The 24,219-nt window shown below is 70.6% G+C and carries 29 protein-coding genes; 5 read left to right on the top strand and 24 right to left on the bottom strand.

The window, feature by feature from the left end; all coding sequences use genetic code 11:
* The first annotated feature begins 214 nt into the window (after positions 1-214).
* Positions 215-715, top strand: a complete 501-nt coding sequence (locus ACH4PU_RS32235; protein WP_398280133.1) for a hypothetical protein — start codon at positions 215-217, stop codon at positions 713-715.
* A 42-nt stretch (positions 716-757) separates the two neighbouring features.
* Here the strand turns inward: ACH4PU_RS32235 and ACH4PU_RS32230 are convergent, their stop codons facing one another.
* The 24 genes from ACH4PU_RS32230 to ACH4PU_RS32115 all read right to left on the bottom strand — a co-directional run bounded on the left by ACH4PU_RS32230 (position 758) and on the right by ACH4PU_RS32115 (position 19,685).
* The gene (locus ACH4PU_RS32230) at positions 758-1,471 is read right to left on the bottom strand and encodes an HIT family protein (protein ID WP_398280130.1); all 714 of its coding nucleotides are present in this window, start codon (positions 1,469-1,471) and stop codon (positions 758-760) included.
* 86 nt (positions 1,472-1,557) lie between these two features.
* Positions 1,558-2,364 (bottom strand): NUDIX domain-containing protein, encoded by an 807-nt coding sequence (locus ACH4PU_RS32225; protein ID WP_398280127.1) that lies wholly within the window; start codon positions 2,362-2,364, stop codon positions 1,558-1,560.
* A 118-nt stretch (positions 2,365-2,482) separates the two neighbouring features.
* A complete protein-coding gene (locus ACH4PU_RS32220) occupies positions 2,483-3,229 on the bottom strand; it encodes a hypothetical protein (protein ID WP_398280125.1) in 747 nt (248 codons plus the stop codon).
* Entirely contained in the window at positions 3,229-3,480 is a 252-nt protein-coding gene (locus ACH4PU_RS32215) for a diguanylate cyclase domain-containing protein (RefSeq protein ID WP_398280122.1), read from the bottom strand. The genes ACH4PU_RS32220 and ACH4PU_RS32215 overlap by 1 nt, the downstream gene beginning before the upstream one ends.
* A gap of 90 nt (positions 3,481-3,570) precedes the next feature.
* Entirely contained in the window at positions 3,571-3,876 is a 306-nt protein-coding gene (locus tag ACH4PU_RS32210; RefSeq protein ID WP_398280119.1) for a hypothetical protein, read from the bottom strand.
* A 106-nt stretch (positions 3,877-3,982) separates the two neighbouring features.
* Entirely contained in the window at positions 3,983-4,291 is a 309-nt protein-coding gene (locus tag ACH4PU_RS32205; protein WP_398280116.1) for a hypothetical protein, read from the bottom strand.
* 206 nt (positions 4,292-4,497) lie between these two features.
* Positions 4,498-5,490 carry an AAA family ATPase gene (locus tag ACH4PU_RS32200; RefSeq protein ID WP_398280113.1) on the bottom strand — a complete coding sequence of 331 codons (993 nt, stop codon included), beginning with the start codon at positions 5,488-5,490 and terminating at the stop codon, positions 4,498-4,500.
* Positions 5,487-5,945 (bottom strand): hypothetical protein, encoded by a 459-nt coding sequence (locus ACH4PU_RS32195; RefSeq protein WP_398280110.1) that lies wholly within the window; start codon positions 5,943-5,945, stop codon positions 5,487-5,489. Before ACH4PU_RS32195 ends, ACH4PU_RS32200 begins: the two co-directional genes overlap by 4 nt.
* Positions 5,946-6,030: 85 nt before the next feature.
* Positions 6,031-6,600: a hypothetical protein gene (locus tag ACH4PU_RS32190; protein WP_398280107.1), complete on the bottom strand. Its 570-nt coding sequence runs from the start codon at positions 6,598-6,600 to the stop codon at positions 6,031-6,033.
* A gap of 128 nt (positions 6,601-6,728) precedes the next feature.
* On the bottom strand, positions 6,729-6,986 hold the full coding sequence (locus tag ACH4PU_RS32185; RefSeq protein ID WP_398280104.1) for a hypothetical protein: 258 nt from the start codon (positions 6,984-6,986) through the stop codon (positions 6,729-6,731).
* A complete protein-coding gene (locus tag ACH4PU_RS32180; protein ID WP_398280101.1) occupies positions 6,983-7,600 on the bottom strand; it encodes a hypothetical protein in 618 nt (205 codons plus the stop codon). Before ACH4PU_RS32180 ends, ACH4PU_RS32185 begins: the two co-directional genes overlap by 4 nt.
* A 501-nt stretch (positions 7,601-8,101) precedes the next feature.
* Positions 8,102-10,429, bottom strand: coding sequence for a hypothetical protein (locus tag ACH4PU_RS32175; RefSeq protein ID WP_398280098.1), 2,328 nt, complete (start codon positions 10,427-10,429; stop codon positions 8,102-8,104).
* A gap of 100 nt (positions 10,430-10,529) precedes the next feature.
* A complete protein-coding gene (locus ACH4PU_RS32170; protein WP_398280095.1) occupies positions 10,530-10,910 on the bottom strand; it encodes a hypothetical protein in 381 nt (126 codons plus the stop codon).
* Positions 10,911-10,931: 21 nt separating this feature from the next.
* The gene (locus ACH4PU_RS32165; protein WP_398280092.1) at positions 10,932-12,875 is read right to left on the bottom strand and encodes a hypothetical protein; all 1,944 of its coding nucleotides are present in this window, start codon (positions 12,873-12,875) and stop codon (positions 10,932-10,934) included.
* A 141-nt stretch (positions 12,876-13,016) separates the two neighbouring features.
* On the bottom strand, positions 13,017-13,604 hold the full coding sequence (locus ACH4PU_RS32160; protein WP_398280089.1) for a hypothetical protein: 588 nt from the start codon (positions 13,602-13,604) through the stop codon (positions 13,017-13,019).
* A gap of 48 nt (positions 13,605-13,652) precedes the next feature.
* Positions 13,653-14,168 (bottom strand): hypothetical protein, encoded by a 516-nt coding sequence (locus ACH4PU_RS32155; RefSeq protein WP_398280086.1) that lies wholly within the window; start codon positions 14,166-14,168, stop codon positions 13,653-13,655.
* A 292-nt stretch (positions 14,169-14,460) separates the two neighbouring features.
* A complete protein-coding gene (locus ACH4PU_RS32150; protein ID WP_398280083.1) occupies positions 14,461-16,623 on the bottom strand; it encodes a DUF2637 domain-containing protein in 2,163 nt (720 codons plus the stop codon).
* A gap of 144 nt (positions 16,624-16,767) precedes the next feature.
* Positions 16,768-17,139: a hypothetical protein gene (locus tag ACH4PU_RS32145; RefSeq protein ID WP_398280080.1), complete on the bottom strand. Its 372-nt coding sequence runs from the start codon at positions 17,137-17,139 to the stop codon at positions 16,768-16,770.
* A 122-nt stretch (positions 17,140-17,261) separates the two neighbouring features.
* Positions 17,262-17,474, bottom strand: coding sequence for a DUF5999 family protein (locus tag ACH4PU_RS32140; protein ID WP_398280077.1), 213 nt, complete (start codon positions 17,472-17,474; stop codon positions 17,262-17,264).
* 184 nt (positions 17,475-17,658) lie between these two features.
* Positions 17,659-18,072 carry a hypothetical protein gene (locus ACH4PU_RS32135; RefSeq protein ID WP_398280074.1) on the bottom strand — a complete coding sequence of 138 codons (414 nt, stop codon included), beginning with the start codon at positions 18,070-18,072 and terminating at the stop codon, positions 17,659-17,661.
* Positions 18,069-18,335 (bottom strand): WhiB family transcriptional regulator, encoded by a 267-nt coding sequence (locus ACH4PU_RS32130; protein WP_398280071.1) that lies wholly within the window; start codon positions 18,333-18,335, stop codon positions 18,069-18,071. Before ACH4PU_RS32130 ends, ACH4PU_RS32135 begins: the two co-directional genes overlap by 4 nt.
* Before the next feature lie 123 nt (positions 18,336-18,458).
* Positions 18,459-18,641: a hypothetical protein gene (locus ACH4PU_RS32125; RefSeq protein WP_398280067.1), complete on the bottom strand. Its 183-nt coding sequence runs from the start codon at positions 18,639-18,641 to the stop codon at positions 18,459-18,461.
* 82 nt (positions 18,642-18,723) lie between these two features.
* A complete protein-coding gene (locus ACH4PU_RS32120; RefSeq protein ID WP_398280064.1) occupies positions 18,724-19,083 on the bottom strand; it encodes a hypothetical protein in 360 nt (119 codons plus the stop codon).
* A 143-nt stretch (positions 19,084-19,226) separates the two neighbouring features.
* Positions 19,227-19,685, bottom strand: coding sequence for a hypothetical protein (locus ACH4PU_RS32115; RefSeq protein ID WP_398280061.1), 459 nt, complete (start codon positions 19,683-19,685; stop codon positions 19,227-19,229).
* A gap of 376 nt (positions 19,686-20,061) precedes the next feature.
* Here ACH4PU_RS32115 and ACH4PU_RS32110 point away from each other — a divergent pair, with 376 nt between their 5' ends.
* The 4 genes from ACH4PU_RS32110 to ACH4PU_RS32095 all read left to right on the top strand — a co-directional run bounded on the left by ACH4PU_RS32110 (position 20,062) and on the right by ACH4PU_RS32095 (position 23,274).
* A complete protein-coding gene (locus ACH4PU_RS32110) occupies positions 20,062-20,412 on the top strand; it encodes a GntR family transcriptional regulator (protein WP_398280058.1) in 351 nt (116 codons plus the stop codon).
* A 200-nt stretch (positions 20,413-20,612) separates the two neighbouring features.
* Positions 20,613-21,782 (top strand): XRE family transcriptional regulator, encoded by a 1,170-nt coding sequence (locus ACH4PU_RS32105; RefSeq protein ID WP_398280055.1) that lies wholly within the window; start codon positions 20,613-20,615, stop codon positions 21,780-21,782.
* 14 nt (positions 21,783-21,796) lie between these two features.
* Positions 21,797-22,366: an isochorismatase family cysteine hydrolase gene (locus ACH4PU_RS32100; protein WP_398280245.1), complete on the top strand. Its 570-nt coding sequence runs from the start codon at positions 21,797-21,799 to the stop codon at positions 22,364-22,366.
* Entirely contained in the window at positions 22,363-23,274 is a 912-nt protein-coding gene (locus ACH4PU_RS32095) for an FAD-dependent oxidoreductase (protein ID WP_398280052.1), read from the top strand. The genes ACH4PU_RS32100 and ACH4PU_RS32095 overlap by 4 nt, the downstream gene beginning before the upstream one ends.
* The last annotated feature ends 945 nt before the right edge of the window (positions 23,275-24,219 follow it).

Below are 24,219 nucleotides of genomic sequence, written 5' to 3'. Positions count from 1 at the left end.
GGGACCAGATGGCCGTGCCAGTGTTCTTCGCGACCCGCGTGTCTCATGAGACGGCCTGTCCCTGGCTATGCGTGTGAGCTGGCACCGGCACGAGATCACCCCTTCGGGGCAGAGCCAGCCTGTCGGCGACAAGAAGTAGCGCCTTTGCTGTCCCTCCGGAAGACTGCCAGCTAGCTCGAAGGGGGGAGCAGTGGGGGCAGCGTGGGTTGGAGTGATGGGTGGAGTCGCGGCTGCCCTGATCGCAGGCGTGGTGGCCTTCGTTCTGCAGCGGCAAAAGGAGTCCACGGAGGCCAGGACAGCGGAGGAAGTTCGCCGCACTGAGGCCCTGATGTCGGTGGCAACTGTGCAGGCAGCCGTGCAGGACTGGCTTACTTACCTTCAGTACGTATGCCTGGACGTCAGCCGGGGCGAGGCTCCGGAACTGACCGAGTTCGACGAGAAATCAGCCAGCCTCCGGCAGGATGCGCACCAGTCCATGGCGCAGATCGCTCACCTGTGGCCGCCCGGCGAGATCTTCTATAGTCCTCTCGCCCTCACCTTGCGCTCTATCGAGGCGGAAGTGCGTGGTGCCGTCGCTGAGCGATCCCTGACAAAGGCGTCCGAAGTTCTGCGGCGCACAGACTCTTTCGGCAGCCTGTTCTCTCAGCGACGCGTCGTGACAAACCGTTGGGCGCACGATGTCGTTCGCGGACGTTGGAGGACCTCAGACTCTTGATCAAGGCGACTCAGGACCACTTCCATCAGTCCGAGCGACACCTCATGAGACAGACCTGAACTGCCCCAAGAAAAGGTGGAACACGGTCTGAGTCGCGTCCGGGCCGCACGAGGTGAGGTAGTTCCACTGGCCGCCGATGTGCGCGGCGAGTTCGGCGGCGCGCAGCTGCACGGTGGCAGAGACGACGGGGTCGATCGTGAAGTCGGCGACATGGCCGCGGGGGAGGACCAGGAGGTGGCCGTCGGCGCAGCCGCCGCTGCGGGGCTCGATCGCGAGGGCGTCACTCCACTCGTGGACGATCGTGGCCGGGGCGCCATCGTGAATGATCCGGCAGAACGGGCAGTCAGGGCGCGGGTGCTTGCGGGGGACCGGTGGTCGGTTGATGTGGTGGTGGGTGACCTGGACTCGGGCGCCGGCCTCTCGCATCCGGTGGCCGATGGCGTCGGCGATTGCGGGTGCGCGGTGGCGTCCGTACCAGCAGTTCACCAGGAGCTGGACGGGACGGCCGTGCGCGGCGGCGCGCAGGACGGTGAGGTCGTGTACGGCGTCGTTGATGATGCGGGTCGCGCCGGGGGTGTTCAGGACGAAGTCGCGTACGCCTGCGTCCTGCCCGGTCTGGCGGGTGATGGTGTCGGTGAGGGCCGGGTCGTCGGGCGGGTTCAGCAGCGCGTCGGTGAGGTTGATGCCGAGGACGGCGGCGCGGTAGCGGGGCGGCGGCGGGTCCTGCCAGCGGGCGCCGAAAGAGTCAATGAACACGTCGGGCACGGGAGATCTCCAGGTTCGAAGGTGTGGAGACGCCGAGTGCCGCCCGCCCGGGAGAGGCGGGCGGCACTCGGCCAGGGTCACGGCTGCTGGTTGAGGTGGTCGAGGGCCCGCTGCAGCAGCGGGAGGTGCGCGGCGTAGAGGGTGCGTCCGGCTGCGGTCACCGCGGCGGCGAGCTGGTCGAGGGAGGTGGCGGGCCACCAGTTGGCGTCGAGGGCGTCGTCGGCCGCGACGGCGGGCACGGTGGCGGGCAGCAGGTAGAGGGCGCTGGTGGACGCGACCCACGCGTGATCGGTGTTGCGCCAGTCGTCCACGACGTCCCGCCCGAGGATCACGGGGCGGTGGCCGACCAGGTCCACGCCAGTCTCCTCACGGAGCTCGCGCACGAGGGCGGCTGGCGCGGTCTCGCCCGCGTCGACCATCCCTCCGGGAATGGCCTCGACCTGGATGTCGTCGCGGGTGATCAGCAGCACCCGGCGCTGCTCACCGGCCCCGGCGACCACGATCGGGTCCGCGGCCTGGTTCTCGCCCCATCGGCCGAGGTTGCGGCCGGTGCGGCCTGTGCGCCCGTGCGGGTGCAGCGGCCAGCCCCGCTCGTCGAGCCCGAACGGCACGAGGGCGGCGGCCCGGCGCCGGGGCCAGTCGTGCACGTCGGCTGGCGTGGGCGCCGCCTCGGCCCAGGCGGGCACCTGGTAGGCCAGCGTCGACGGTCGCAGCTCGGGCGGCGTGATGTCTGCGGGCATGTACTCGGGCCAGCTCACAGACCAGGAGCGCCAGTTCTCGGGCACGGTCACGCCGGGGTGGTCGACCGGGGCGTAGCCGTCCGGGTCGAGGGCGACCAGGTTGGCGGTGTTAGGGGTGGTCTCGGACGTCTCGCTCTCGCTCATGGGCACCTCTTGGTGGGGCGGGCCGGCGGGTGGTGGTGTCGGGAAGCATGGGGAGTTGGTCGCTGCGTGCGGGTGTCGGGTGGGCTTCACGGTCGTCTCCTTCCGGAGCGGCTCGTGCTCATGGGTCGGTGTCCTCGGGAGCGGGGACGTCGCCGAACATGTCGTCCATCGCCTGCGTGACGGCGGACCGGTTCTCCGGCCGGGTTGCGTTAAGGACAGCGTTGGTGAGGTCGATCAGGTCGACGTCCTCGAACAGCTCCGTCAGTTCGGCGCTGGTCTGCGGGTCGACGACGACGCTGTCAGAGTGTTCGCTGTCCAGGTAGCAGCTCATGGCGTCGACGTAGTCGGCGAGCCGGTGGGCTGTGGCCGGGGTGATATCGAAGCTGTGACAGTGCCCCAGGCCCGTCCCGAGAGCTCCTGTGGGGCTGATGTGGATGCGGATGCTCTGCCCAGGCCCCGGGGCTTGTCCGAAGCCGGTGAGGGCTTCGGCGAGGGCCGCGATGGCACTGAGGCGGCCCGCGTCCGATTCTGCCGCGGCCGCAGTGTCGACGTCGTCCCCGTCCGCGTCTAGCAACGGCGCTTCCCAGAGCACCTCGATCCCGTCCGCGTGCAGCCGGATGCCCCCGCCGGCGGTCTCCGGGAACGTGAGGTGACCGACGACGCGCAGCAGGTCGCCGGGCTGCCTCTCGGTGAGCAGGGCGTGCGCGATGTCGGGCTCGATGGTGGTGCAGGGGATGACCGCTTCTTCCACGAGGTGGTCGGTGCCCGTGGAGCAGGTCAGCCGCCAGGCGGCGGTGCCCTCACGGTCGCCGGGTTCGGCTGCGGCGGCGAGGTAGCCGTCCAACACGAGCGGTACGGCGTCCATCAGCCCACCTGCGCCAGGTCGATGGTGCGAAGGATGGTGTCGCCCGCCGCGTGCCCGAGCTGGTCGTTGATCTGCTTGAACCTGTCGGCCTCGACCATGACCACGGCCACGTCGTGGTGGTGGGCCAGGAGCCGGCGGGCGCGGGCGGTGTAGGCGTCGCGGCGCAGCAGGCCGGTCAGCAGCATGGCCGCGGTCGTCAGGAGGAGGGCGAGCTGCCCGAATCGGGTCTGTGTGCGCAGGACGGAGTCCATACTGGGGATCTCCCTCTCGTCTCGTGCGGGATGGGAAGGCCCGGGGCAGGCGATCGGTTTGGACGCCTGGACGCCTGTCCCGGGGCGGACCTACAGCTCGAAGTCGCCGTCGTCGGCGCGGGTCCAGCTGTACGGGCCGTCCCAGCGGCTGGAGGTCGCGGCCTTCCAGTCGAGCTCCCAGCCGGGCCGGTAGCCGCGTGCCGTCCAGCCGTCCGGCCGCCTGCCGGGGACCTCGAGCCCGGCCTGCCGCGCGGCGGCGGCCTGGTCGTAGACCTCGTGGGCGATCCGTGCGGCGGCGCTGCGGCTGTCGGCGTGCCCGGTGAAGACGTGCACACCGCGCAGGCCGGCGGTGTTCCTTATCGGGACGTCGACCTCGTAGAGGGGGAGCAGGGTCATGACGTCCATCTCCTCTCGCTGTCCGTGGTTGAGGGGCCACTGCGACCGCCCCGGCCCGGCAGTGCGGGTCCGGGGCGACACAGAGTGCTCTCAGCTGGGGCGGGGATCAGCTGGCCGTCTCGATGCCGTCGCGCAGGTGGGTGCGCGCCCGGGCCAGAAGCAAGCGCTGGTCGTCCGCGTCCGGGCTGGTCAGTGCGTCGGTGAGGTAGCTGACGGCGGAGTCCAGTTCCTCGCTGGCGTCCTGCCAGGTGCCGAGGCTGGAGGCGGCGAGGACGTCGCGGACTTCTTCCACCAGGTCGATGAAGTCGGTCGGGGTGGCACCGCGCTGCGACGGGTCGCCGATGAGGGTGGCGAGGTCGGTGGCGAAGCAGTCGCGGAGCGCGGCGAAGGTGGTGTTCCTGGTCTGGACGGTCATGCGGGGTCTCCTGTCAGAAGTCGAGCCAGATCGCGACGGGGATGCGGCGATCGCCGTAGTCGCGGCGGGGGTTGTGGACGGTGCGGCGGTGCGCGGCAAGGTCGGCGTCCCCGCCCTGGATGCCGGGCAGCCGTGGACCCAGTCGTCGCCGTCGGGGAGTTCGGCCGGGGTGAGCGGGTGCGGGTGCGGTCCCTTTGCGGCGCTGCTCATTCGCGGACCGCCGCGGCGAACTGCTCTTCCAGGTCGGCGCGCCCGTCGGAGTCGTCGTCCATGCCGGCCACGTGGTCGTCGGCCTCCTGGTCGACGTCGTCGTAGCCGTCGTGGACGTCGCAGGTGATGTCGTCCCGATGGCCCAGGTCGCCGGTGAGGGCACGGTGCAGGCAGGTGATGCTGTAGGCCGGCGCCCAGGCGGTGCCGCTGCACTCGGGGTCGAACGGGCACGGCACGCGCAGGTCGAACCCGATGTCACCCTCGCCGTCGACGTCCATACGCAGGGCGAGCGTGAGGTGGTGCCCACCGAGGCGTATCTCGCCGACGCGGTCGCCGCTGGCGATGTCCCAGCCGTCCCTCCACCGCCACAGCGGCAGGATCTCCTCGCCGAAGCAGCGGCGTACGAGGAGCAGGTGGCCCAGGCCGTCGCCGCCGTCCAGGCCGAGGTCGGCCTGCCGGACCTCGCTCAGCCGTCGCAGGTACGGCTCCAGCCGGTTGAGGTAGTGGGCGAAGACGACGTGGTTGAAGCCCTCACGCGCGAGGCTCTGGTGAGAGAAGGTCATCGCCTCGGGCTGGCGGCGGACCACGTCGTCGGGAACGCGCCGGTTCGCGGGGCGCGGGGCCTGGCGCTGGAGGCACAGGGACAGCGGTGTGGAGACGATGACCGCAATCGCCGGCATGCCGTGCCGTTTCGCGGCCATCACCAGCTCGACCCTCACGGCCTGTTCGACGTTGGTCGCATCCACGACCGTGTTCAACCGGCGTCCCATCCGGCGCTCCAGGATGAACTTGAGGACGTCGGCGGCGTCGGCGGTGGCCGTCTGGTCGCCGGGGTCGTCGCCGACCGTGCCCCTCAGACCGTCGAGTGAGAGGACTTGGGAGGCGGGCCAGGTGCGGGCGAGGGTGCTCTTACCGGCTCCGCTGGCGCCGATCAGCACGATCAGCGCGTTCTCCGGAAGCTCCTGCTGCATCTGCCATGGGGAGGTCATACGCGTTCTCCTTGCGGGTGAAGGGTGCGGGTGGCCAGGTGCAGGCGCGTCCCGGGGGAGTCGGTGACGAAGCCGGCGGCCTCCTCGAGCGCGCAGGCCGCGGACTCGGAGTCGTCGCCGTCGATCGGGTGAGCGCGGCGGCCTGCGAGGCGCGGTTGAGAAGCTGCGCGAGCTGTCCCGCGGTTGCGCGCGCCTGCCAGAACGCCCTTGAGGTAGAGGACGTCGGCGAGGATCGGGCCGCGGGCGTCCAGCACGCCAGGCTGTACGGCGTCGGTGTTCTTCGCGGTGGCGAGCGCGTGGCCGGCGGCGGTGTACGCGGCCTCGGACTGCTGGGTGAGCAGCGCGTCGACCTTGGTGGTGTCGCCGTAGGCGCGGCGCCAGCCGAAGCGCGCGGCGGCGGCGTCCATCAGGGAGCGGCGGGCGAGGGGCACGGTGACCTCCCAGGGAGGTTCCATCGTCTGGTCCGGGTGACCGGGCGGACAGCGCACGGCCCCGGTCGCCGGGGAAGAGCGGCGGCCGGGGGCGCACGGAGAGCGCCGGTCAGCTCGGCGAGCGAAGGATCTTGTATTCGATGCTGGGGCTGTACTCGCTGGGCTTGGCCGACAGGACGTCACCGCGCTCTGCGGCGAGGGCATCCAGCTCGGCGTACATCCACTCGTTGCTGCGCTGAAGTTCCAGGCGGCCCGAGTCGAAGTCGGCGAGGGAGAGGTAGCGGTCCTCGTCTCGGCGCGGTATGCCGAGCACCCACTCCCGGAACAGGTGGCGTGCGGCGTCCTCGTCCGGTCGGGCGGGGATCTTGCGGGGCAGCGCCCGGCAGGTGGATGCGTGCGCGTTGGCGAGTTCGGCTGCGTCCGACAGTTTGAGGCGGTCGGCGTAGGTTCGGTTGCGGTTGTTGTCGCGGGTGACCAGGTAGTGGCATCCGAGGCAGGCGATCGAGTGGTAGTAGCCGTCGCTGTCGGTGCTGTAGACGAGGACGACCGCGTGGGCGAGGTTGTAGTACCGCTCGACGATGGTGACGCCCTCGGGTTTCCAGGTCTCGCCGATCTCCGGCCAAGACTGCGGGGTGTGCTCGGGGGCGGTGCGGGTGCGGGAGAAGAGGGTGAGTGCCATGGGGTTGCTGCTCTTTCTGGTCGGCCTGGGCGTGGATGCGGGCGATGGTTCTGCGGGCGGCGCGATCCCGAACGGGGCGGCGAGCGCGCCAGCGAGGTCGGTGTAGCTGAGGAAGACGGCGGGGGTGCTCACCGGCTGTCGCCTCCCATCGCCTGCCGGTCGGCGAGGGCCAAGAACTCCACGGCCAGGTCCGGCGCGGACAGGATGGTGCGCAGTATCGAGGCGAAGCCGTCGCGCTCGATGGGGTTGAGTCGGTCCCACACGGCGTGGGCGTCACGGTGAGCACCGACGGCCTTGAGGTAGTCGTCCTCGGTGGTGGCGGTGTGCTCGATGCCGCACCGCCCGCACTGGAAAACGGCCTGGTCCCAGCCGCCCGCGGGCGTCACCGGCGGTCGCCCTTGCGCAGGGTGATCCAGGTGGTGACCAGGGCGGCGGCCACGCCGATCGCGCGGTGAGCCGCTTGGTCCAGCTCCATCAGCGCGGTCCCCGGACCGGAGACGTCCTGGACGGCCCTCGGGTACTCGGTGCCCTCACCGCCGGCCTTGCGGACCACGGTGGCGTGCTTGATGTAGCCAGCCTTGCCGGCCTTCTCTGCGAGCCAGAGCAGCGGTTCGCGTCGGTCCAGGATGCCGTGGGTGATCGCGTTGATCGCGGCGCCGGTGAGCAGGGCGCTGGCGGGGATGCGGTAGCCGAGGGTGCGGGTGACGGTGAACGTGGAGGCGAGCTGGACGGCGCAGTAGCTGGCGACGTGTCGGCTCACCGAGCGGCGGCCGTACGCGCTGGCGGTGCAGGTGCGGCCTTCCTTGCCGTGCCGCCAGGGGTTCTCTTCCACGGGGGAGCCGTCATTCTTGTAGACCAGGTGGGAGCCGTGCATCCCCTTGGTCATCGCGTCGTGCGAGTTCTGCACGAACTGGTCCCCCAGTGCGTGGACTCCGTCGAAGACGGCGGTCAGGGCGGCGACCAGGGCGAGGCCCTCGATGGCGCGGAGGCGATCGGTCATGCTGGGTGTGCTCCTCATCTCGGATTCGGGGTGGGGTGCTGGGCGGCCGGCCTCTTGCCGATGCTGCGGTCGCCCCGTGGTGCCTTCGCCCCCGGCCGGTCTCCGGCCGGGGGCGGTGTTGCGCGGCACCTTCTTGAGCTCGCGGCGCCGTCTCTTCTTCCGAGGGCGCGGCATCACCGGCTCCAGGTGCCGGGGAGCCGGGCGGGGCGCTGCGGGTAGCGGGGGCCGGGGCACTGCGGGCGGGGCCGGCCGATGCGGCGGCGCGGGCGGGGGATGAGCACGGGTGTCCTCCAACAGGGGTGATGGCGGGCAGCGCTGCGCCCGGCCGGCGGAAAGGCCGTCGATGGGGCGGAAGGGGGTGAGGCGTGCGGCCGGGCGGCCTGTCCGGTCCTCGCCGACCCCGAAGGCGGGGCGGGCGAGGGCCAGGCAGAGCGTCAGGTCGGAAGGGACGGACTGGAACAGCGCGCCTCCCGTGGGGGAAGCGCGCCGTTGTGACAGCGGTCAGGCGGCCTCTTCGCCGGTCGCCTCCGGCCGGGGGCCCAGGGCCACCTTCGAGGTCTTGCCTTCCTTGACCCGGTGGATCTTTCCTGCCTTTTCCAACTTGTTCAGCACGTTCGCGAAGGTCGACTCCGGCACCCGGCAGGCGGCCTGCAGCTGGCCCCGCTCCACGTAGTCGATGTCGTCGGGGTCGATGTCGTCGCCCTCGGCGAGCATGTCCACATACATGGGGTCGGACTCGTCACGGAGGGCGGCCAGGACCTTCTCCTCCGACGTCAGCTCCTTGGCCTTGGGGAGGTCGACGCCGGCGAACGACGTCCCGGCCTCGCCGGTGGTGCCTTCGCCGTCCGTCTCCTCGAAACCGGGGATGGGAGTCATGGCCAGCTCCTCCATGCGCGCCTGGTCGCCCCACCAGGGCACGTCGACCGGCGACAGGATGTTCTCCGGCCTGATATGGGGGGTGGCGTCCTCGAGGGTGTCGATACGCATCATGCCCGCGCGCCCGCCCGGGGCTGCGACGTAGCCCAGGCCGAAGGTGCGGCGCGGATCCGACTCCTCCATGGTCGGGTCGTAGACCAGTGAGTCGTCCTCCTCCGCCCACACCGGCGGGATCAGGGAGGGGTCGATCCCCTCGAAGCCGGGGGGAAGGTCGCCCAGGTTCACCTGGTCGCTGTCGGTGCGCAGGATGATCCAGGTGCCGCCGGCCAGGAGGTTGGCGCGGATCGCCTGCTCTCCGCCGAGCTGGTCGAGGTTGATGGTCTGGTTGATCAGGACCCAGGGCATGCCCAGGGAGCGGGTCAGGGAGGCGCCGTCCTTGACGATCTTCACTGCCTCCTTGCGGTTCGGTGCGCCCGGGGCCAGCATCTGGGCGGCCTCGTCCAGGATCGTGGCGCAGTACGGCCGCATGTCGGAGGGCACGAAGTTCTTCAGTTCCAGGCGGGCGGCCTCCTCGATCCGGTGCTGGAGAACCCACCAGGACAGGCGCATGGCGCCCAGGGCGCCGGCGTTCGTCAGGCCGCTGTAGGCGGCCATCTTCGGGATCGCGGGGTTGGACGCGCCCTTGGGGTCGCCGTAGATCTGGGCCATCCGGTTGGCGTGATACGCCAGGCTGATCATCTGGCCCGTGCCGCCCTTGCCGGAGCCGGTGGTACCGGCGATCACGACGTGGAGGGCGCCCAGCTTCGGGTCGAACAGCTGGATCCGAGCGGGGAACCCGGAGACGATCTTTCCGATGTTGACCCAGCCGCCCGGGGTCGCCTTCAGCGAGTCCAGGCCCTGGAAGTCGTGACCGGCCTCCAGCGGGTTGTGGTCCATGACGCGGATGATCGCGCGCCGGGGATCGCGCCGTCCCGGCTCGTAGGAGACGAGGTCGATGGAGCGGCGCAGCGCGCCGGCCAGTTCCCCGAGGTTGACGACGCGGGGGAGGGCGTCCAGGTCGTCGTCGGCGACGACGCGCGCCACTTGGCCGCCGGTGTTCTCGTCCTTGCCGACCTCTTCCAGGTGCGTCTTGGGCAGGACCCGCGCCTTCACGCGCTTCCAGGCGCCCTCAAGTGTGGAGGGGTCCAGCTCCGCGCGCTGGGTGTACCAGACGGTGATGAACGCCTCGCCGGAGTGCGCGCCGTACTTCATGGTGATGTCGTCGACGGAGCGGCCGAAGAGGCTGCTCACGGCCTCCTTGGACACATTGACGGAGTCCCCGAGGGCGGCGGTGATCCGGCCCTCCCAGCGGTCGGCGTAGATCACGACGTCGGACAGGACCTGGTTCTTGTGCCGGCCGTTCTTCGGGTCGCTGATCACTCGCCCCCAGGCCGCGATCATCTTGTCGGCCAGGGACACCGGAGCCGGGTTGCCCGCATTGGCCGGGGCGTCCTGCATCGGCGCCTGCTCCACCTCGATCTTCCGTCGGCCGAAGACGCGGCGAAGGCGCCAGCCGGTGAAGGCGACCGCGGCCCACCAACCCAGCGACAAAATCCCGGGAATGGTGGTCGGCTCCAGGGCGCCGGCCATCAGCACGTCGGACGCGTCGGCTCCGCCCAACTGCCCCAGGGCCAGGCCCATGCCGGTGGTGATCGTGGAGATCCCCATGGTGTCGCGGTGCGCCCGCGCGATGTCGATCCCGGGCAGCCGGTCCGCCCAGCGGCCAAGGCGGTTCATGTAGTTGGCGCCGGCGAACGTCGCACCGGCCAGGAACCCGGACCCGACGTAGGCCGCCGCGTTCGGGTCCAGGTAGGGGGCCAGGATGCCCACCCCGACGGGGAGGGCGACCTGGAGCGCCGCGGCGGCGCGCTCCGCCGGCTCCGCGTTCGGCACGGTCTGGGTGATGGCGGGCATCGGGGGCTACTCCTGTCTGGGTACCGGGTGATCCGCAAAGGGCGCGGCCGGCCCGGAGGGATGCGATCCCCGGGGCCGGCCGCGCCGGTGGTGGGTGGTGCTATTCCTGCTCGAACCAGTCGCGCGAGACCTTCTCCAGGTCCGTCACGTCGGAGCGGTCGAACGCCTCCTGAAACGCGGCGTGGGTGGTGCGGGCCTGGTCGCCTGCCGCCTTCGCGGCCTTCGCGGTGTCGGACGTCTTCGACGCGTAGGTGATCGCGCCGTCCGACACGCCGCGGATGATTTTCGCGAGCTCCTGGCACTCCGCCAGGGAGTCGCGGTCTACGCTCTTGGCGCCCAGCGCGTCCGCGTCGGAGGCGGTGTCGTCGGCCAGTTCCTTGATGTTGTCCGCGGCCTTCTTGACGCCCTCCGCGTTGCGGGCCAGGGCCCTCTCCTTGGCCTGGGTCTTTCGGACGAGGACCTTGTACGTCAGCTCCGTCATGATCGGCTCTCCCTCCTGCTGCTACGCGGCGGGCGCGTAGGAGCCCTTGTCGTTGTAGAAGCGGAGCTCGGCCGGCTTCGTCTCGTCGCTGTCCACCACGGCCTTGTACAGCGGCGCGTAGCGGGTCCCGATGTTGGTCAGGACGACCTTGCACATCTCCGCCGCCCGCTTCGCGCGCTTGTGGAGTTCGGCGGCCTCCGTCGCCTGGGCCTTCGCCGCGTCGGCCAGCCGCGTGAGCTTCGCGGCCAGCTTCTCCCCGCCTTCGACGGCCTTGGCCTGGTCGGCCAGCTGCTGGCAGTCCTTCGCCTCGTCCTCCGCCGCGGCCTCGAGGGACTTGCACGCGTCGGCCACCTTGATCAGGTGGTTCTCCTTGGCCTCCAGCTTGCGCTCGTACTGCCGGAAGTTACGCAGCTCCCGCCTGCTGATCGACCCACGGGCACCGTCCGTGCCCAGGCTCAGGGTGTTCGCGTCGATCTCCGTGACCAGGAGGGGCTTCACGTCCGTGCTCACTCCATCGTCTCCTTCGTCCGGCGGGGCGATGACGAGCGTCTGGCCGCTGGGCCCCATCACCGTCGTCCCCTGCTGCTTCGGGTCGTTCTGCTTCGGGTCCTGCTGCTTCGCCTTGTGGTCGGCGTGCGCCTTGTCCAGCCGCTCGTGCTCCTTGGCGTTCTCCTCCTTCTTGTCCTGGTAGCCGTCCTTCGCGCCCTTCGCGTACGCCTTCACGTGGTCGACCACGTCTCGGACCGCGGAGCCATCGCCATGGCCCGTCTCCCGCGAACGCTGCAGCGGGGACCGGTTGTCGGTCCCGTCCGAGCTATGGCCGGCCGCACCGCTCTTGCCGGAGCCGCCGCCGCTCTCGGAGCCGCCACCCTTGCCGGAGCCACCGCTCTTGCCGGAGGAGCCGCTCGAACCGGACCCGCCGCCGCTCCCAGAAGAGCCGCGCGAACCGGAGCCGCTGCCGCTGCCGCTGCCGGAGGAGCCGCTCTTCCCGGAGCCGCTCGAACCGGAGCCGCCGCTGCTCCCGGAGGAACCGCCCGAGCCCTGGCCGCCGCCCTTCTTCAGGTCGACCTTCTCGCCCTTGCCCTTGTCGGCCTTGTCCTTCGAGCTGCCGGAATTACCGCTGGACGAGCCGCCCGACGTCGATCCGCCGCCGCTTCCGGAGGCACCGGACTTTCCGTCCTTGCCAGCCTTTCCGCCAGCTCCCGCGTTTCCCGAGGAGCCGTCCTTCCCCTTGCCCCCGGAGTCCTTCGCGCCCTTGGGGCTGGTGTCCTTCGACGAACCTCCGCCACCGTTTCCGCTGGTGCCACGCCCGCCGCCGGATCCGCCGCTCCCGTTCGAGCCGGACGAGCCGCGACCGCCGCCTCCGGTGGCGCCGCCGCTTCCGCCGCGCCCAGCGCCCGCGGAGCCGTTCCCGGTGGAATTACGGCCTGCATTCCCGCCGCTGTTTCCACCGGAATTGCGGCCCCCTCCACCGGCCCCTCCGGAGCCGTTTCGGGAGGGAAGACCAGGCGATTTCATGACCGTGGTGGTCCGAGTCTCTTTCACCTGGTGCGCACTGGCCCTGGCCCTCTCCAGGTCCAGTCGTTTGTTCGCGGTCCCGCCGCCCTTTGCCCAGCGGGTCGCGCCCGCCCGGATCAGCGTTTTGAACACGCCCTCCTTGTGCCGGGCACCGGCCGCGTCGGATCCGGCTCCGGTCAGGTCCTCCGGGGCCTTGAACGACTCGCTGGTGACGCCCGGGGAGGAGCGGTCCACCACGCCGTCGGCGTCCGCCTTCGCGGCCGGATCGTCACCGTCCGGCCGGGCCCCGGCACCGGTCGCGGTGACCGGTCGGGCGGGCTCCACCGCGGCCATCAGGGCGGCCATGATGCCGGTGTCCGCGGCGGGCGCCGGCGCGGCGGGGGCGGCCGGCGCAGCGGGCGGATCGGGGGGTCCCGCGGGGACCGGGGGCACTGTATCGGTCGCCATCTTTTCCTCACTCTCCGTGGTCCCAGATGGTTCCTCACTCCTTACCTCCCGGTCGGAGAGCAGCCGATCAGCCGGACCATGGGAGTCCGATTGCGGCGCTCTCCGCCCAGGAGGGAGGGAGTAATTAATCACCGTGCGTTACTACGCGTCGGCCTTCTTGCCCTTGCGTGCAAACACCGCGACGGCCAGGCCGCCGCCGGCGACGAGACCCAGCAGGGCGGGGGAGTTGATCCCGCCCCCCGCGTTCCCGGCGTCCTTAGTGCTGCCGGCGGCCTGCATGCCGGACCCGTCGGTGGTCTCGTACTGCTTCTTGCAGTCCGCGACGACGTCGCTCCTGGAGGGCGATCCGTACCCCTTGTCCAGCTGGCTGGAGGAGTCCTTCACGCACTTGTCGACGGCCGCCTGGATCTTTTCGGCGGAGGCGGCCGCGGCCTTCTTGTCGCCGCTCGCCTGCTCGTTGCGGATCCTCATTTCCTCCAGCTCCAGCTTCTTCATCTGGATCTGGAGGGCGGCGGCCTCCTTCTCGTCCTTCGCGACGGCCGCCGAATGGACCTGGAACCAGATGGTTCCGCCGCCAACGACCGCCACCCCGGCCACCGCGATGGCGATCTTTCCCCGGCGGGTCAGACCGGCCTTCTTCTGCTTGACGACCGGGGTTCCGTACGGCCCTTCATCGGCGTACGGGGAGGCGTCCGGAGCACTGTCCCCGAAGGTCATTCCGGCCGCCATTCCGGCCTGAATTCCTTCGAATGCCCTCTCTTCGTCCGGTGTCATTTTTCAGTCTCCGTTCTTACGCGCCAGGTCAGAGGCCGCAGAGATCATGGCCTCCACACCCCGGAAAGTGTTGCTGGAAAGGTCGTTCCACTCCCAGAACCGCATGTTCACGCCCTGCCGGGCGAGCTGGGACTGGAGGTAATTCACGGCCTTCCCCCGGTCGATCGTGGTGACGTGCCCGGTGGATTCCAGAAAGGTCTGGGCACCCCTGATGCACATACGTCCGGTGGGGGAGAAATCGAAGGACTGGCACCAGCCGTAGCGGGTGAGGACTTCGATCACCTGGACCAGGTGGAACGAGGGCTTCAAGGGGCGCGGCTCCTGCCAGAGCCCCAGGTCAGCCATCGCGGACCGGACCCCCTTGGGGATCAGTCGCTGGCCCCAGGTCGGGGGGTGGGGCGCCCAGATCTCCAGGGCCGGCGGGATCACCGCGGGGGGTGCCAGCGCGGGCGCCGGCGGGGTCGTCGTACGGGTGAAGCGCCCCAACTTCGGGGCTGGCCCGGTCGTCGTGGGTGCCATGCTGTGCTCCTTTCTTACGCGAGCAGACAAGCCGAGGCCCCCGCCGATCACGCTTCGGCAGGGGGCCTTCGTGCGCCTGAACCGCGTCGCGGTGGCGCGGGGCGGGTGGTGCTCGGTTGTGCCTGGCCCGCTGTGTCCGCGCTCGGGCGCGGTGCGGGCGAGCGGCCTGCCGGCCGTGGCCGTCACCGGTCCGCGCTCACGCTCGGGGAGCGTGGGCGCGGACCGGGGGCGACCATGAGCGGCAGGGGTTCTGCCGGGGGGGTGAGCGCGTGGGCGCTCACCGGGCGCTCGCCTACGCGCCCGGGGCGGCCTCTTCGACCTGAGCGCGCAGGCGCTGCGCGGTCGGGCGGGAGACCGGCTCATCGGACAGACCCGCGTCGGTGAGCGCGTCGCGGATCTCGGTCCATTGCGGGCGGCGCCCGAGCTCGGTGTAGAGCAGACGGATACGAGCGTGGCGGCGCTCGGTGAGCGCGTCCGTCTCGCTGCGCGTGAGCGCGCCGTCCGCTCGGTGAGCGTCCGTCTCCTCCGTGGGGCGCTCACCGGGGCGAGCGCCCTGGGTGAGCGCCGGACGCTCACGCTCGGCCCCAGCTTCGTCGGCGGTGAGCGCGCTCGTCTCGGGGTGAGCGTCGTGAGCGCCGCCGCTGCCTTCCACCCGCTCGACGGTGTGAGCGTCGTCGGGGGTGAGCGTGTCGGCGAGCGCGGCGGGCGCGGAGCCGAGCTTGAGCGCCATCCGCTGCTCCAGCGGAGCCTTCCACCGCCACAGCAGACCGTGCTTCTCGCGCAGGCGCGCTCGCAGCCAGGTCTCCTGCTGCAGGCGGGTGAGCGCCTCGTCGTAGGAGGTGATCTCCCACAGGATCATCCGGCGGCGCAGGCGGGCGGTGGGCAGCGGGGCGAGGACCCAGCGCGAGCGCCGAACCGTCTCCATCCGCTTCTTTCCGGTGACCGCTCCGATCCGGCTGGCGTACACGTGGGAGGCGATCTCGGAGAAGACGACCCAGAGCAACGTGAGCACGGCGTGCCCGATGCGGCCCATGGCGGAGCTCGAGGCGTTCCAGTTCAGGTAGACCGTCACCGCGGTCAGCGCCCTGGGCACCCAGCGGATCCAGCGCAGCTCCATCCCCATGCGGATCAGGAACAGGCCGGCGCCGGTGAAGGCGGGGATCGCGACGTCGATGCCGACCGGCAGCAGCCAAGGCCAGTCCCAGCCCCATCCGGCAGCCTTCGTCTCCAGCGCCGTGTACGAGGAGAGCAGGCCCAGGGTGGAGACGACGGTGGCCGCGAGGATGATCGCGGCGGCGCCCACCAACTCCCGGCCGGACAGCGGCGGAACCTCGCCGGCGGGCCGAGCGTCGTGGCGCGCCTTGCGACGCGCAGCGCGGGCCTCGCTGCGGAGCTGACGGCGCCGCGCCCGCTGCACGGTCCGCTGCGTCGCCTCGTCCAAGATTCGCTCACCCTCGGCGCGGGCCCGCGCGGCGGCGGCCTGGTCGACGGTGGCCTTGGCCGCCGCGTCTCGGGCTGTCTTCGCATCGGTCTCCGCCTGCTCGCGCAGCCGGTTAGCATCACGTTCGGCCACGGCCCGCAGCTTCTCGGCGCAAGCGCGAGCATCGGCCAGGGCACGTTCGGCGTCCTGGCGAAGGCCGGCCGCGGCCTTCTCGGCTCCGGCCCGCACCTGCGCGGCCTGATCGTCCGCGCTCTCGCGCATCCGGTCGGCCTCGCTCCGCGCCCGCTGAAGGACCTGGTCGGCGTCGGCGGCAGCGCGGCTGCGGGTCTCCTCCGCGGTGCGCTCCGCCGCCGCGAGCAGCTCGGTGCGCTTGGTCTCCGCGTCGGCGAGGACCTGCACGGCCTCCGCCTGCACGGTGTCAGCCTTCGAGGCCGCCGCGGCGGCGACCTCGTCCGCCTGGCGGTGGGCGTCGACGAGCAGCTGCTCGGCAGCCGCCTTGGCGTCGGCGAGGACCTGGTCGGCCTCGCCGGACGCCGTTGCCGTGACGGTCTCGGCCTCCGCGCGGGCGTCGGCGAGCAGCTGCTTGGCCTTCGCGTCGGCGTCGGCCAGGACCTGGTCGGCGTCGGCGGCCGCGGTGGTCGCGGCCTCCGTGCGGACCAGGTCGGCGTCGGCGGCCGCGTCGGCCAGGACGCGGGCCTGCTCGGCGGTGGCCGCCTCAGTGATCGAGGCCGCCTCCGAGCGGGCGCCTTCGAGGAGTTCGGCGGCGCATGTCGCGCCGTCGGCGAGGATGCGCGCGGCGTCGTCGGCGGCCAGGTCCCGGAGGTCGGCGGCGCGGTCGGCGGCGTCGGCCAGGACCGGGTCGGCCACCGGGTGCACGAGCGGCACGGTCTCCTCGGGGGCGGCGGCCTGGGCGAGGATGGCGGCTGGCGGCTTCTGGGCCCTGGCGCGCCCGGCGCCTCGGGACTTCGCGGCCGAAGCGGGCTTGCGCCTGCGCCGGGTGGCGGTGTTGGCCACGGGGGCATCCTCTCTTACGTTCCGGCGCCTCGTGCAGGAGGTCACCGCGGGTCGGCATCGGTCGGTAGGGTCGTGATCAGGCCCTCCGAGGCCCCGGCAGCGCTAATGCCGGGGGCTCGGAGGGCCGTCTGCGTGAGCAGGTGGTCAGGGACGGTCGGGCAGCGCGCTGCTGTCCTGCCGGAGGTGCTGGCGCAGCCAGGCGACGGCGGCCGGGGTCATCGCCCCGGTGTCCGGCTCGCTGAGCGGCGCGGTGTCGATGTCGTGCATCGCGTCCGTCGCCGGGAGCAGCCGCATGTAGCCGGGGTCAATCCCGGCGTGGTGGCGGTTGCCGCTCAGCTCGCGCAGGTCGTAGAGGGCCTTGCCGGTGTAGGCGTGCCGCCAGGCCCGTTCCACCCGGGCGACGAAGGTGTGACCGCTCTTGCCGAGCCAGAACCGTTCGGCGTCGCGGAACAGGACGATGTCGCCCTCGGTGTAGGTGGTCGTCGGGCGGGTGGCCTGCGTCTGGGGCTGGGTCACGTGCCCTCCTCACATCGCGTGCACCGGCGCGAGGCCGGCAGGTCCGGACTGTCCGGCTCCCTGTCACCGCCCGTCCCGGCCGCCGAGCGGTCGGCGGCCGGGACGGGCGGATCGGGCAGCCGTCAGGCCAGGGCCGCGACGGGACGGTGCGGGGCGACGACCCGGCCGTCGGGGAGCAGCTCGCCGGTGTCCTCGAACAGCAGGACGCCGTTGCACAGCAGGCTCCAGCCCTGCTCCGGGTGGCCGACGAGGGTGTGCGCGGCCTCGCGGTCCGGGCTGGTAGCCGATGGGCACGTCGGCGTGTGCAGGCACGTGAGCGGGGTACCTCGGTGCATGGCCTCTCCTCCAGGGAAGAGCCGCCCGGGCCTTGCCTGGGCGATAGGGAAAAGCCGACGGTCCCGGTCGGGGCCGTCGGCCGGGTGAAGGGTCGTGGTTGGCCGGGAAGTCGCCGGCTGCTCCCGGCGGGTGGGGGCCCGGCCGTCGCGGAGGAGCGGCGGCCGGGGATCAGGCAACCGGCAGTCAGGCGACTCGAGATACCGATCGCTGGGAGCGGACGCTCAGCAGCCGCTCGGCCTCGCCGCCCGGGGTCAAGAGCAGCTCGCCGCCGGCCTGCCGTACGGCGCCGTCGACGGCCTCGATGAGGGCAGCGACGTCCGCGCGAAGGTCGGCCGGACCACGGGTCCAGTCGGTGACGCCCGCCAGGAGTGCGGCGGCTAGCGCGCCCTGCCACCGGTGCGGGACGGCGGCGAGGGCCAGGCCGGAGTAGTGGCACAGCCGCCAGCCGGGCTGCCCGACCGCACGATGCACGAACAGGCCGTCAGCGAGAGTGCGGTGGACCCGGACGGCGATCCGGCCCCTGCCACGCACCGGCACGAGCAGAGCCACCGCGCCGGCCTCTTCCTCCTCCGCCGAGTGCTTCTCGGAGGTGATCACGCCGTCTCCTTCTTCGCGTTCCGGTTCCGGTTCCGGGCGGCGCGGCGCTTCATCGAGCGGCGCTCGTCCTCGGACAGCCCGCCCCAGACGCCGGAGTCCTGGTCGGACTCGAGCGCCCACTGCAGGCACTGCTCCATCACGGGGCAGCGGCGGCAGACGGTCTTCGCCTCGTCGATCTGCACCACCGCGGGCCCGGTGTTGCCGATAGGGAAGAAGAGCTCCGGGTCTTCGTCGCGGCATACGGCGTTGTGACGCCAGTCCATTGCATCCTCCAAGTCGCTGTGCGTGAGTGCTGAGTCGGAGGGCGGACACGTGGTGATCCCGGCCTTCCAGCACGGTGTGCCAGCAGGCTGACCTTCCTCGCGCCCGCCCTCGCCGGGCGTCGTTCAGCGGCGCTGCTGCTGGGAGAGGCGAGCGCGGTAGGCGTCCTGAAGTCGGGCGAAGCGCTCGTGGAGCGGCTCCCCGTCCTGACACGGCTGGCCGGCCTGGCAGGGCTCGCAGGTGCCGGTGTGCTCGGTGGAGTCCTGGAACGCGCGCATGTAGCGCTGGAAAAGATCCTTGGCGGTCATCGGCGGCCTTCCGTGGACTGGCGGTTCGCCTCGGCGACCTTCCGCGACAGTTCCTCGCGCTCTTCGTCCGTCAACGATGTGATCACCGGACGGCCTCCCGTCGTCCCGGCCCGCTGACCCCGCAGGGCTGGAGGGCGCCGTCGCGGACCAAGTGGTCGGCGGTGGTCCACACCGAGCCGACCGCGAAGGGCTCGGCGCCGGCCCGCAGGACGTCGCGGACGATGACCGCCCACTGCGCGCAGCGGCGACGCAGCAGGCCGCGGGCCCGCTTCGGGTCTCGGACGACGGCGAGGACCTCGAAGACCCCGTCCGTGTTCTGGTAGATCGCGCCGGGGCGGCGCGGGCCAATCTGCGCCTCGACGACGCGGCGCAGGGCCTCGAGGGTGGCGGGGTCGGGTACGGCCGCGGGCGCGGGCCGCGGGTGTGCGATGCTGACGTTCATCTGGGCCTCCCGAGGGTCCAGTGGCGTGAGATCAGCCCCCGGGGGTGCCACCCCGGGGGCTGCTGACTGCCGTACGAGCAGCCAAGGCCCCGGCCGCCCCTCTGACGGGGTGGCCGGGGCCTTGGTCGTTCGTCCGGAGCAAGTCAGCTCGCGCGGCGCTCGGCGTACAGCGCCTTGAGTACCGTCTGCTTCTGCGCGGCGATCTGGCTGACGGCCGGGGCCGGCGCCACCTGCGGCTTACGCCGCACCGTGGTCCGGCGGCGGTGCACGGTCTCCAAGTTGCCGTCCGTCAGGCGCTCCTCCCACTGCCTGACCTTGACGTCGACGTTGACCAGGCGGTTGCTACCCAAGCGGCAGCGGACGGCCGCGTCCTTCCACGTACGGCCGGTGTCGTGCGGCACGACCTTGGGGCTCTTGGTCTGGAGGCCGGTAATCGGCACCCACGTCTTGCAGTCGGGGCAAATCAGCGACGCGCACGCCGGGCGCAGGTCGTACTGGTGGGGCTTGAGAGTGGAGAGAGCGAGCACCGGGCGGCTGTTGACGGTGCGGGAGCGGGTCCGGCTCCGGCGGGGACGGGCGGTGCGCTCAAGGGTCGAAGACATCTGAACTCCTCACGGGCGGCGCGGCGGGGACGCGGGTCGCGATGCTCTCTCCGCCCTTCGGGCCGCACGGCTCAAGGCCGGCGTCCCGAAGGACAGACAGCGCACAGCGCTGCGACGTGCACACAAGTCGTCGCGGCCGTCAGGCTCCGGGGGAGTTCGATGGTGCTCTCGCGTCCTGGGTGACCCCGAGGACTACCCCGGCCGCCCCGAGGGGCGGACGACTACTGCGGTCTTGCGGTGGTGCTACGTCTTCGCCGTTGGCTCCTCGGAGGCAACCAACCGTATCGACATGGATAACCTAACCAGCACACTCACTACTGTGTCAACCAGGTCGGGTAGGCTATTTATTCGAGCGAGGTGGCTCTACGATGTGGCTATGACGGACGAGGCCATGCAACCCTTTGAACGCATCGCGCAGGATGTGCGTGATCAGGTTCGACTCGGGCAGCTCATGCCCGGCGACAAACTGCAGAGCACCAGAGAGCTGGCGACCAAGTACGGCGTTGCGGCCGGCACGGTACAGCGGGCCTTCGCCGAGCTTCGTCGGGACGGAGTCATCTACTCCCACACGGGCCGCGGGAGCTTCATTCGCGAGAACGCCCTTGCCGCGCTTGCTGACCCGACTGCGCAGGCCATCAGGCGCCTTGAGGAACAGGTCGCAGATCTGGTCGCACGACTCGAACGTGTCGAGCAGAACCAGAGCAGCGGGTCGGCACAGTCCTCCTGATTCCGACCACGACGCCGTACTGCCTCGTTCTCCTGTAGTGGCAAGCACGGCGCCCCCGTTCGTCATCGGCCTCTCTTCGATAGAGAGCAGCTTCGGGGTCTCGGGTATCTCGGCGAGATGTCCCGGCGTGGAAGGGGTGTCGCAATAGCGTCGCAGTAGGGCTCTTCCTGCCTGGCAACAGGCCGTCATAGGGGTGTGTAGTGATCGCAGTCGAGCAGTGGACAGGCGAGGAGGCACTGCTGTTGCGATCGGTAATGCGGGCGTCGGTGCGAGGGTTCGCCGATCACCTCGGGATCAGCCCGCGGACGGTTTCGCACTGGCAGAAGAACAGGACCAGCGTGTGCCGTCCGCAGATGGCGCAGATCCTCGATACGGCGCTGAACCAGTGCACCCCCGAGGAGCAGGAGGCGTTCCGCCTGCGCCTGGGGGCTCTCCGCGGCACCGCCGTCGCGGCCGTGGACGCCGATACTCCGCAGCCGGCGCCTTGCACCGTCGTCTCCCACAAGTTTCTGCCAGCCTACGTAGGCGAGCAGATCGTCCCCCTGTACGCCGTCGGCGCACCCGCGCCCTCCGGCCCGGGAGGCTTGGAGCGACGGACGCTTCCGGTCGGACACCGCTCGGCCCAGTCGTCGACCGTCCACGTCTACGGGTGCGGCGTCGCCGTTGTGCACCTGGAAGAGCATCACCGCGTCGAATCGCTGACTGATCTTGCGGTGTGGCGATACCGCACTTATCAGCAGGAACCCGACTGGGCGGGCAAGCAGATCACGCAGCTCATGAAGCTCCACGCTGCCGGCGGAGGTCCCATTCACGAGGTACCTGCGCCGCAGTACGTGCTGTCGGTGTACGAACTCCGCGAGAACTTCTGGACGGGCGCCGGTCTGGACACCGCGCTGCAGCTCCTGGCTACACCCTCTGTCCTGGTCAACCGGCAGGACTCGGAGAACGTCGTCCCGCTGGGGCCGGATGTAGAGGCCGCCAAGTTCCGCGAGGGCTGGTCGCACGCCGAGGCTGTCCCCTTCGGAGGCGGCGTCTCCAAGGGTGTCGCCGGCTGGTCCGGAGTCTCCTACCACCCGCAGCCGGATGAGCGCGCCCTCACGACGAGCCAGATCGTCGCCCTGGAGCTGGATGTCCAGGCGTTGTGGGCTCTGTCCTCCCACGTTCTGCACACCGTCGAGGACGGCCACGACCCGGTGATGCCTCCCGAGTACGGCTGGCGGTTTCTACGGAGTGCCTTCTACCGGCTCACAACCGCGCGTCCCACCGAGACGGCTCAGCACCGCGTGATGCGCGAAGCGATCTTGACCACGAGCGAGCTCGCCGATCGGCTTCGCGCCGCTCAGGACGCTCTCCGAGACAGCACCCCTTGATGGCCATGGGAAAGGTGGACGGGTTGGACCCGCGATCGACAGCACTGCTGGTCATCGACGTACAGCAGGGCTTCGTCAACCAGCACAGCCGCGACGTTGTCCCGATGGTCGTACGGCTGGTGGACGGCTGGCGAGCAGCCGGCGCTCCGGTGGTCTTCACCCGGTTCCACAACGCGCCAGGCTCACCCTACGAGACGATCTCCGGTTGGAAGCGGCTGCGCACTGCGGAAGAGCAGGCGTTCGCGAAGGAGCTCGATCCCTTCATCGACGACTCGGCCCTGGTCATCGACAAAGCTCAGGCGTCGGCCTTCACACCCGAGGGATCACAGCTCATCCAGGACTCCGGCTGGAGTGACCTGGTGCTGTGCGGCATCGACACCGACGCCTGCGTGTACGACTCCGCCACCGCCGCCTATCAACGGGGCTACCGGCCGTGGGTCGTCACCGACGCGTGTGCCTCCAGCGGCGGCTCCCAGTACCACGAGGCCGCACTGCTGCTCGCGGCCCGGAACCTGGGCTCCGATCAGCTCATCACCAGCGAAGTCGCTCTCTCTCGACTTATCGGAACTGGGGGAATCCAGTGAGTACGCCTTCGTTCGACGCCGATGTCCTGGTAGTCGGGGCCGGCCCTGCTGGCGTGGCGGCCGCCCTGATGGCCACCAGCCTCAACATGAAGGTTCTCGTTGTGGAGGCCGACGGCGTCGGCGGCAAGCTCCAGACCATCGGCGCGCTGGAGAACGTCTCCGGCAACTGGACGACCGGCCCCCAGCTGGCCGAGGCGCTGGCCGCGGATCTGGCACGCCTTGAGCAGGCCGGTCGGTGCTCGGTCGTCCGATCACGCGCCGTGGGAGTCAAGGGACACTCCGACCGAGCGGAAGTCCTCCTCGCGAACACCCAGATACTCACCGCGCAAGCGGTCGTGGTCAGCACGGGCGTGGCCGCGATGACGCCCTCCGACACCGATTGGATCAGCGCCGCGCCGTCGTTGGCCACGCCTCCGCTGTGGCGTGCGACACCCGATCAGATCGGGCCGCGGACGTACGTGCTTGGGGGTGACAGGCCGCTGGGCACCTGGCTGCGGGCTCACCCCCAGTCCTCTGCCACGCTCCATGTCCTCGCCCCGGCAACGGACGACTACAAGCTGGCGGAGGTGTCAGGGGACGATCGAGTCCGAGTAGTTCCGGTTTCTCACGTCGCCATTTCGCAGGCCCGTCATGGAACCGACTTCATCGTCGAAGTCGAGAATCGCACAGGAGCGCGCAGCACCTACGTCGCAACGGCCGTGCTGAGTAATCTCGGTAATCGGCCAGCGGCTCTCAAAGGACTCGCGGTAGACGAGGGCGGATACTGCCCGCCGGAAATGCAGCACCCTCGGATCTTCATCGCCGGGGATCTGCGGTCCGGTCGGTTCCAGCGCATCACCACCGCACAGGGCTCAGGAGCTGAAGCAGTTCTGGCCTACTACTACTCCACCGCACTTCAGCGGGTCTGACGAAGAGGCTGACGTGGCTACGCCGATACTGACCATCCCGCAGGCCGAGCAGGCTTCCGCGCGTTTCCCGTCAGGCTGGCTCGGTATTCCGGGGGCCCCGCGAATTCGGCCCGCAGTTCTGTCCGGTTGTGCGGCTAGGCTGTGCGCAGATGTGATCCACAACGACGAGAACCCCGGGACCGGGCATGGTCCACGGGGCCTCGAACGGGGCGAACAGCCTCGTTGGGCGAACCACCTGAGAGGAGGTGATCGCGGGATGAAGGCTACCCGCGCGCGCGGAACTACACGCGCTGCTGTGCCGTTTCACGATCGCGGTCACGCCATCGGGTGCGCTTTCGGGTATGCCGACGCCGGCCTCGGATTGAAGGGGGTCGGGGTGACGTAGCCGCCACCGGCCGCGCGCGCCGATAGGTGGAGTGGCATCCACCTGGCCCCGCGCGGCCCGTCTCGCCGATCGGATTTCGCACCCGTATCGGCCGCCCAGCCTCCGGTTCGCACCCGGTTCTGGGCTCCAGCTCATCGAGCTGGGTCCTCATCTCAGCAAAACCCCGCCTTGGCAAGCGGGTTGCTCCACCCGGTCGTCCTTTGGCAAGGCGACCACCCCGGCTCTCCAGGAGCCCCTATGGCAGGGGGCCTCTGTTGAGCCACCAGATGTTCCATCCGTCCGGTTCTCCGCGCTCGGCGGCCTTGGCAGGCCGTCGGGCTCGGGGCCCGGTTGGTGTCCATCCGACGAACCGCTCGGCCGTGGTCGGGTCCCTTGGCAGGGGCCTGGTCGCGGTCGTGGCGATCCATATGAAGGTTGGTGTCCCCGCCATAGTGCACGAGATCGGTGTCTTCTGTCAGCTCGTCCTTGTCCGATTCGGCCGGATTCGAGCTCCCCGCGCTTCCCGTGTGACGGGATTGACTGCCCGTGTTTGCCCTGTTCACGGCATTAATCACGAAGAT

Source organism: Streptomyces sp. NPDC021100, assembly GCF_044333095.1.
In the GTDB taxonomy this organism is placed as follows: domain Bacteria; phylum Actinomycetota; class Actinomycetes; order Streptomycetales; family Streptomycetaceae; genus Streptomyces.
The sequence above is the reverse complement of the archived record's forward strand: the minus strand, read 5'-3'. Positions and strand labels throughout refer to the sequence as shown.

What these genes read in the sequence shown, in the direction of transcription:
- ACH4PU_RS32220 (WP_398280125.1), bottom strand. Translation starts at nt 3,229, where the DNA reads ATGGACGCCGTACCGCTCGTGTTGGACGGCTACCTCGCCGCCGCAGCC.
- ACH4PU_RS32165 (WP_398280092.1), bottom strand. Translation starts at nt 12,875, where the DNA reads ATGGCGACCGATACAGTGCCCCCGGTCCCCGCGGGACCCCCCGATCCG.
- ACH4PU_RS32140 (WP_398280077.1), bottom strand. Translation starts at nt 17,474, where the DNA reads ATGCACCGAGGTACCCCGCTCACGTGCCTGCACACGCCGACGTGCCCA.
- ACH4PU_RS32160 (WP_398280089.1), bottom strand. Translation starts at nt 13,604, where the DNA reads ATGGCGGCCGGAATGACCTTCGGGGACAGTGCTCCGGACGCCTCCCCG.
- ACH4PU_RS32155 (WP_398280086.1), bottom strand. Translation starts at nt 14,168, where the DNA reads ATGGCACCCACGACGACCGGGCCAGCCCCGAAGTTGGGGCGCTTCACC.
- ACH4PU_RS32235 (WP_398280133.1), top strand. Translation starts at nt 215, where the DNA reads ATGGGTGGAGTCGCGGCTGCCCTGATCGCAGGCGTGGTGGCCTTCGTT.
- ACH4PU_RS32200 (WP_398280113.1), bottom strand. Translation starts at nt 5,490, where the DNA reads ATGACCTCCCCATGGCAGATGCAGCAGGAGCTTCCGGAGAACGCGCTG.
- ACH4PU_RS32120 (WP_398280064.1), bottom strand. Translation starts at nt 19,083, where the DNA reads ATGAACGTCAGCATCGCACACCCGCGGCCCGCGCCCGCGGCCGTACCC.
- ACH4PU_RS32180 (WP_398280101.1), bottom strand. Translation starts at nt 7,600, where the DNA reads ATGACCGATCGCCTCCGCGCCATCGAGGGCCTCGCCCTGGTCGCCGCC.
- ACH4PU_RS32125 (WP_398280067.1), bottom strand. Translation starts at nt 18,641, where the DNA reads ATGACCGCCAAGGATCTTTTCCAGCGCTACATGCGCGCGTTCCAGGAC.
- ACH4PU_RS32195 (WP_398280110.1), bottom strand. Translation starts at nt 5,945, where the DNA reads ATGGAACCTCCCTGGGAGGTCACCGTGCCCCTCGCCCGCCGCTCCCTG.
- ACH4PU_RS32225 (WP_398280127.1), bottom strand. Translation starts at nt 2,364, where the DNA reads ATGAGCGAGAGCGAGACGTCCGAGACCACCCCTAACACCGCCAACCTG.
- ACH4PU_RS32210 (WP_398280119.1), bottom strand. Translation starts at nt 3,876, where the DNA reads ATGACCCTGCTCCCCCTCTACGAGGTCGACGTCCCGATAAGGAACACC.
- ACH4PU_RS32175 (WP_398280098.1), bottom strand. Translation starts at nt 10,429, where the DNA reads ATGCCCGCCATCACCCAGACCGTGCCGAACGCGGAGCCGGCGGAGCGC.
- ACH4PU_RS32110 (WP_398280058.1), top strand. Translation starts at nt 20,062, where the DNA reads ATGACGGACGAGGCCATGCAACCCTTTGAACGCATCGCGCAGGATGTG.
- ACH4PU_RS32190 (WP_398280107.1), bottom strand. Translation starts at nt 6,600, where the DNA reads ATGGCACTCACCCTCTTCTCCCGCACCCGCACCGCCCCCGAGCACACC.
- ACH4PU_RS32215 (WP_398280122.1), bottom strand. Translation starts at nt 3,480, where the DNA reads ATGGACTCCGTCCTGCGCACACAGACCCGATTCGGGCAGCTCGCCCTC.
- ACH4PU_RS32205 (WP_398280116.1), bottom strand. Translation starts at nt 4,291, where the DNA reads ATGACCGTCCAGACCAGGAACACCACCTTCGCCGCGCTCCGCGACTGC.
- ACH4PU_RS32115 (WP_398280061.1), bottom strand. Translation starts at nt 19,685, where the DNA reads ATGTCTTCGACCCTTGAGCGCACCGCCCGTCCCCGCCGGAGCCGGACC.
- ACH4PU_RS32130 (WP_398280071.1), bottom strand. Translation starts at nt 18,335, where the DNA reads ATGGACTGGCGTCACAACGCCGTATGCCGCGACGAAGACCCGGAGCTC.
- ACH4PU_RS32170 (WP_398280095.1), bottom strand. Translation starts at nt 10,910, where the DNA reads ATGACGGAGCTGACGTACAAGGTCCTCGTCCGAAAGACCCAGGCCAAG.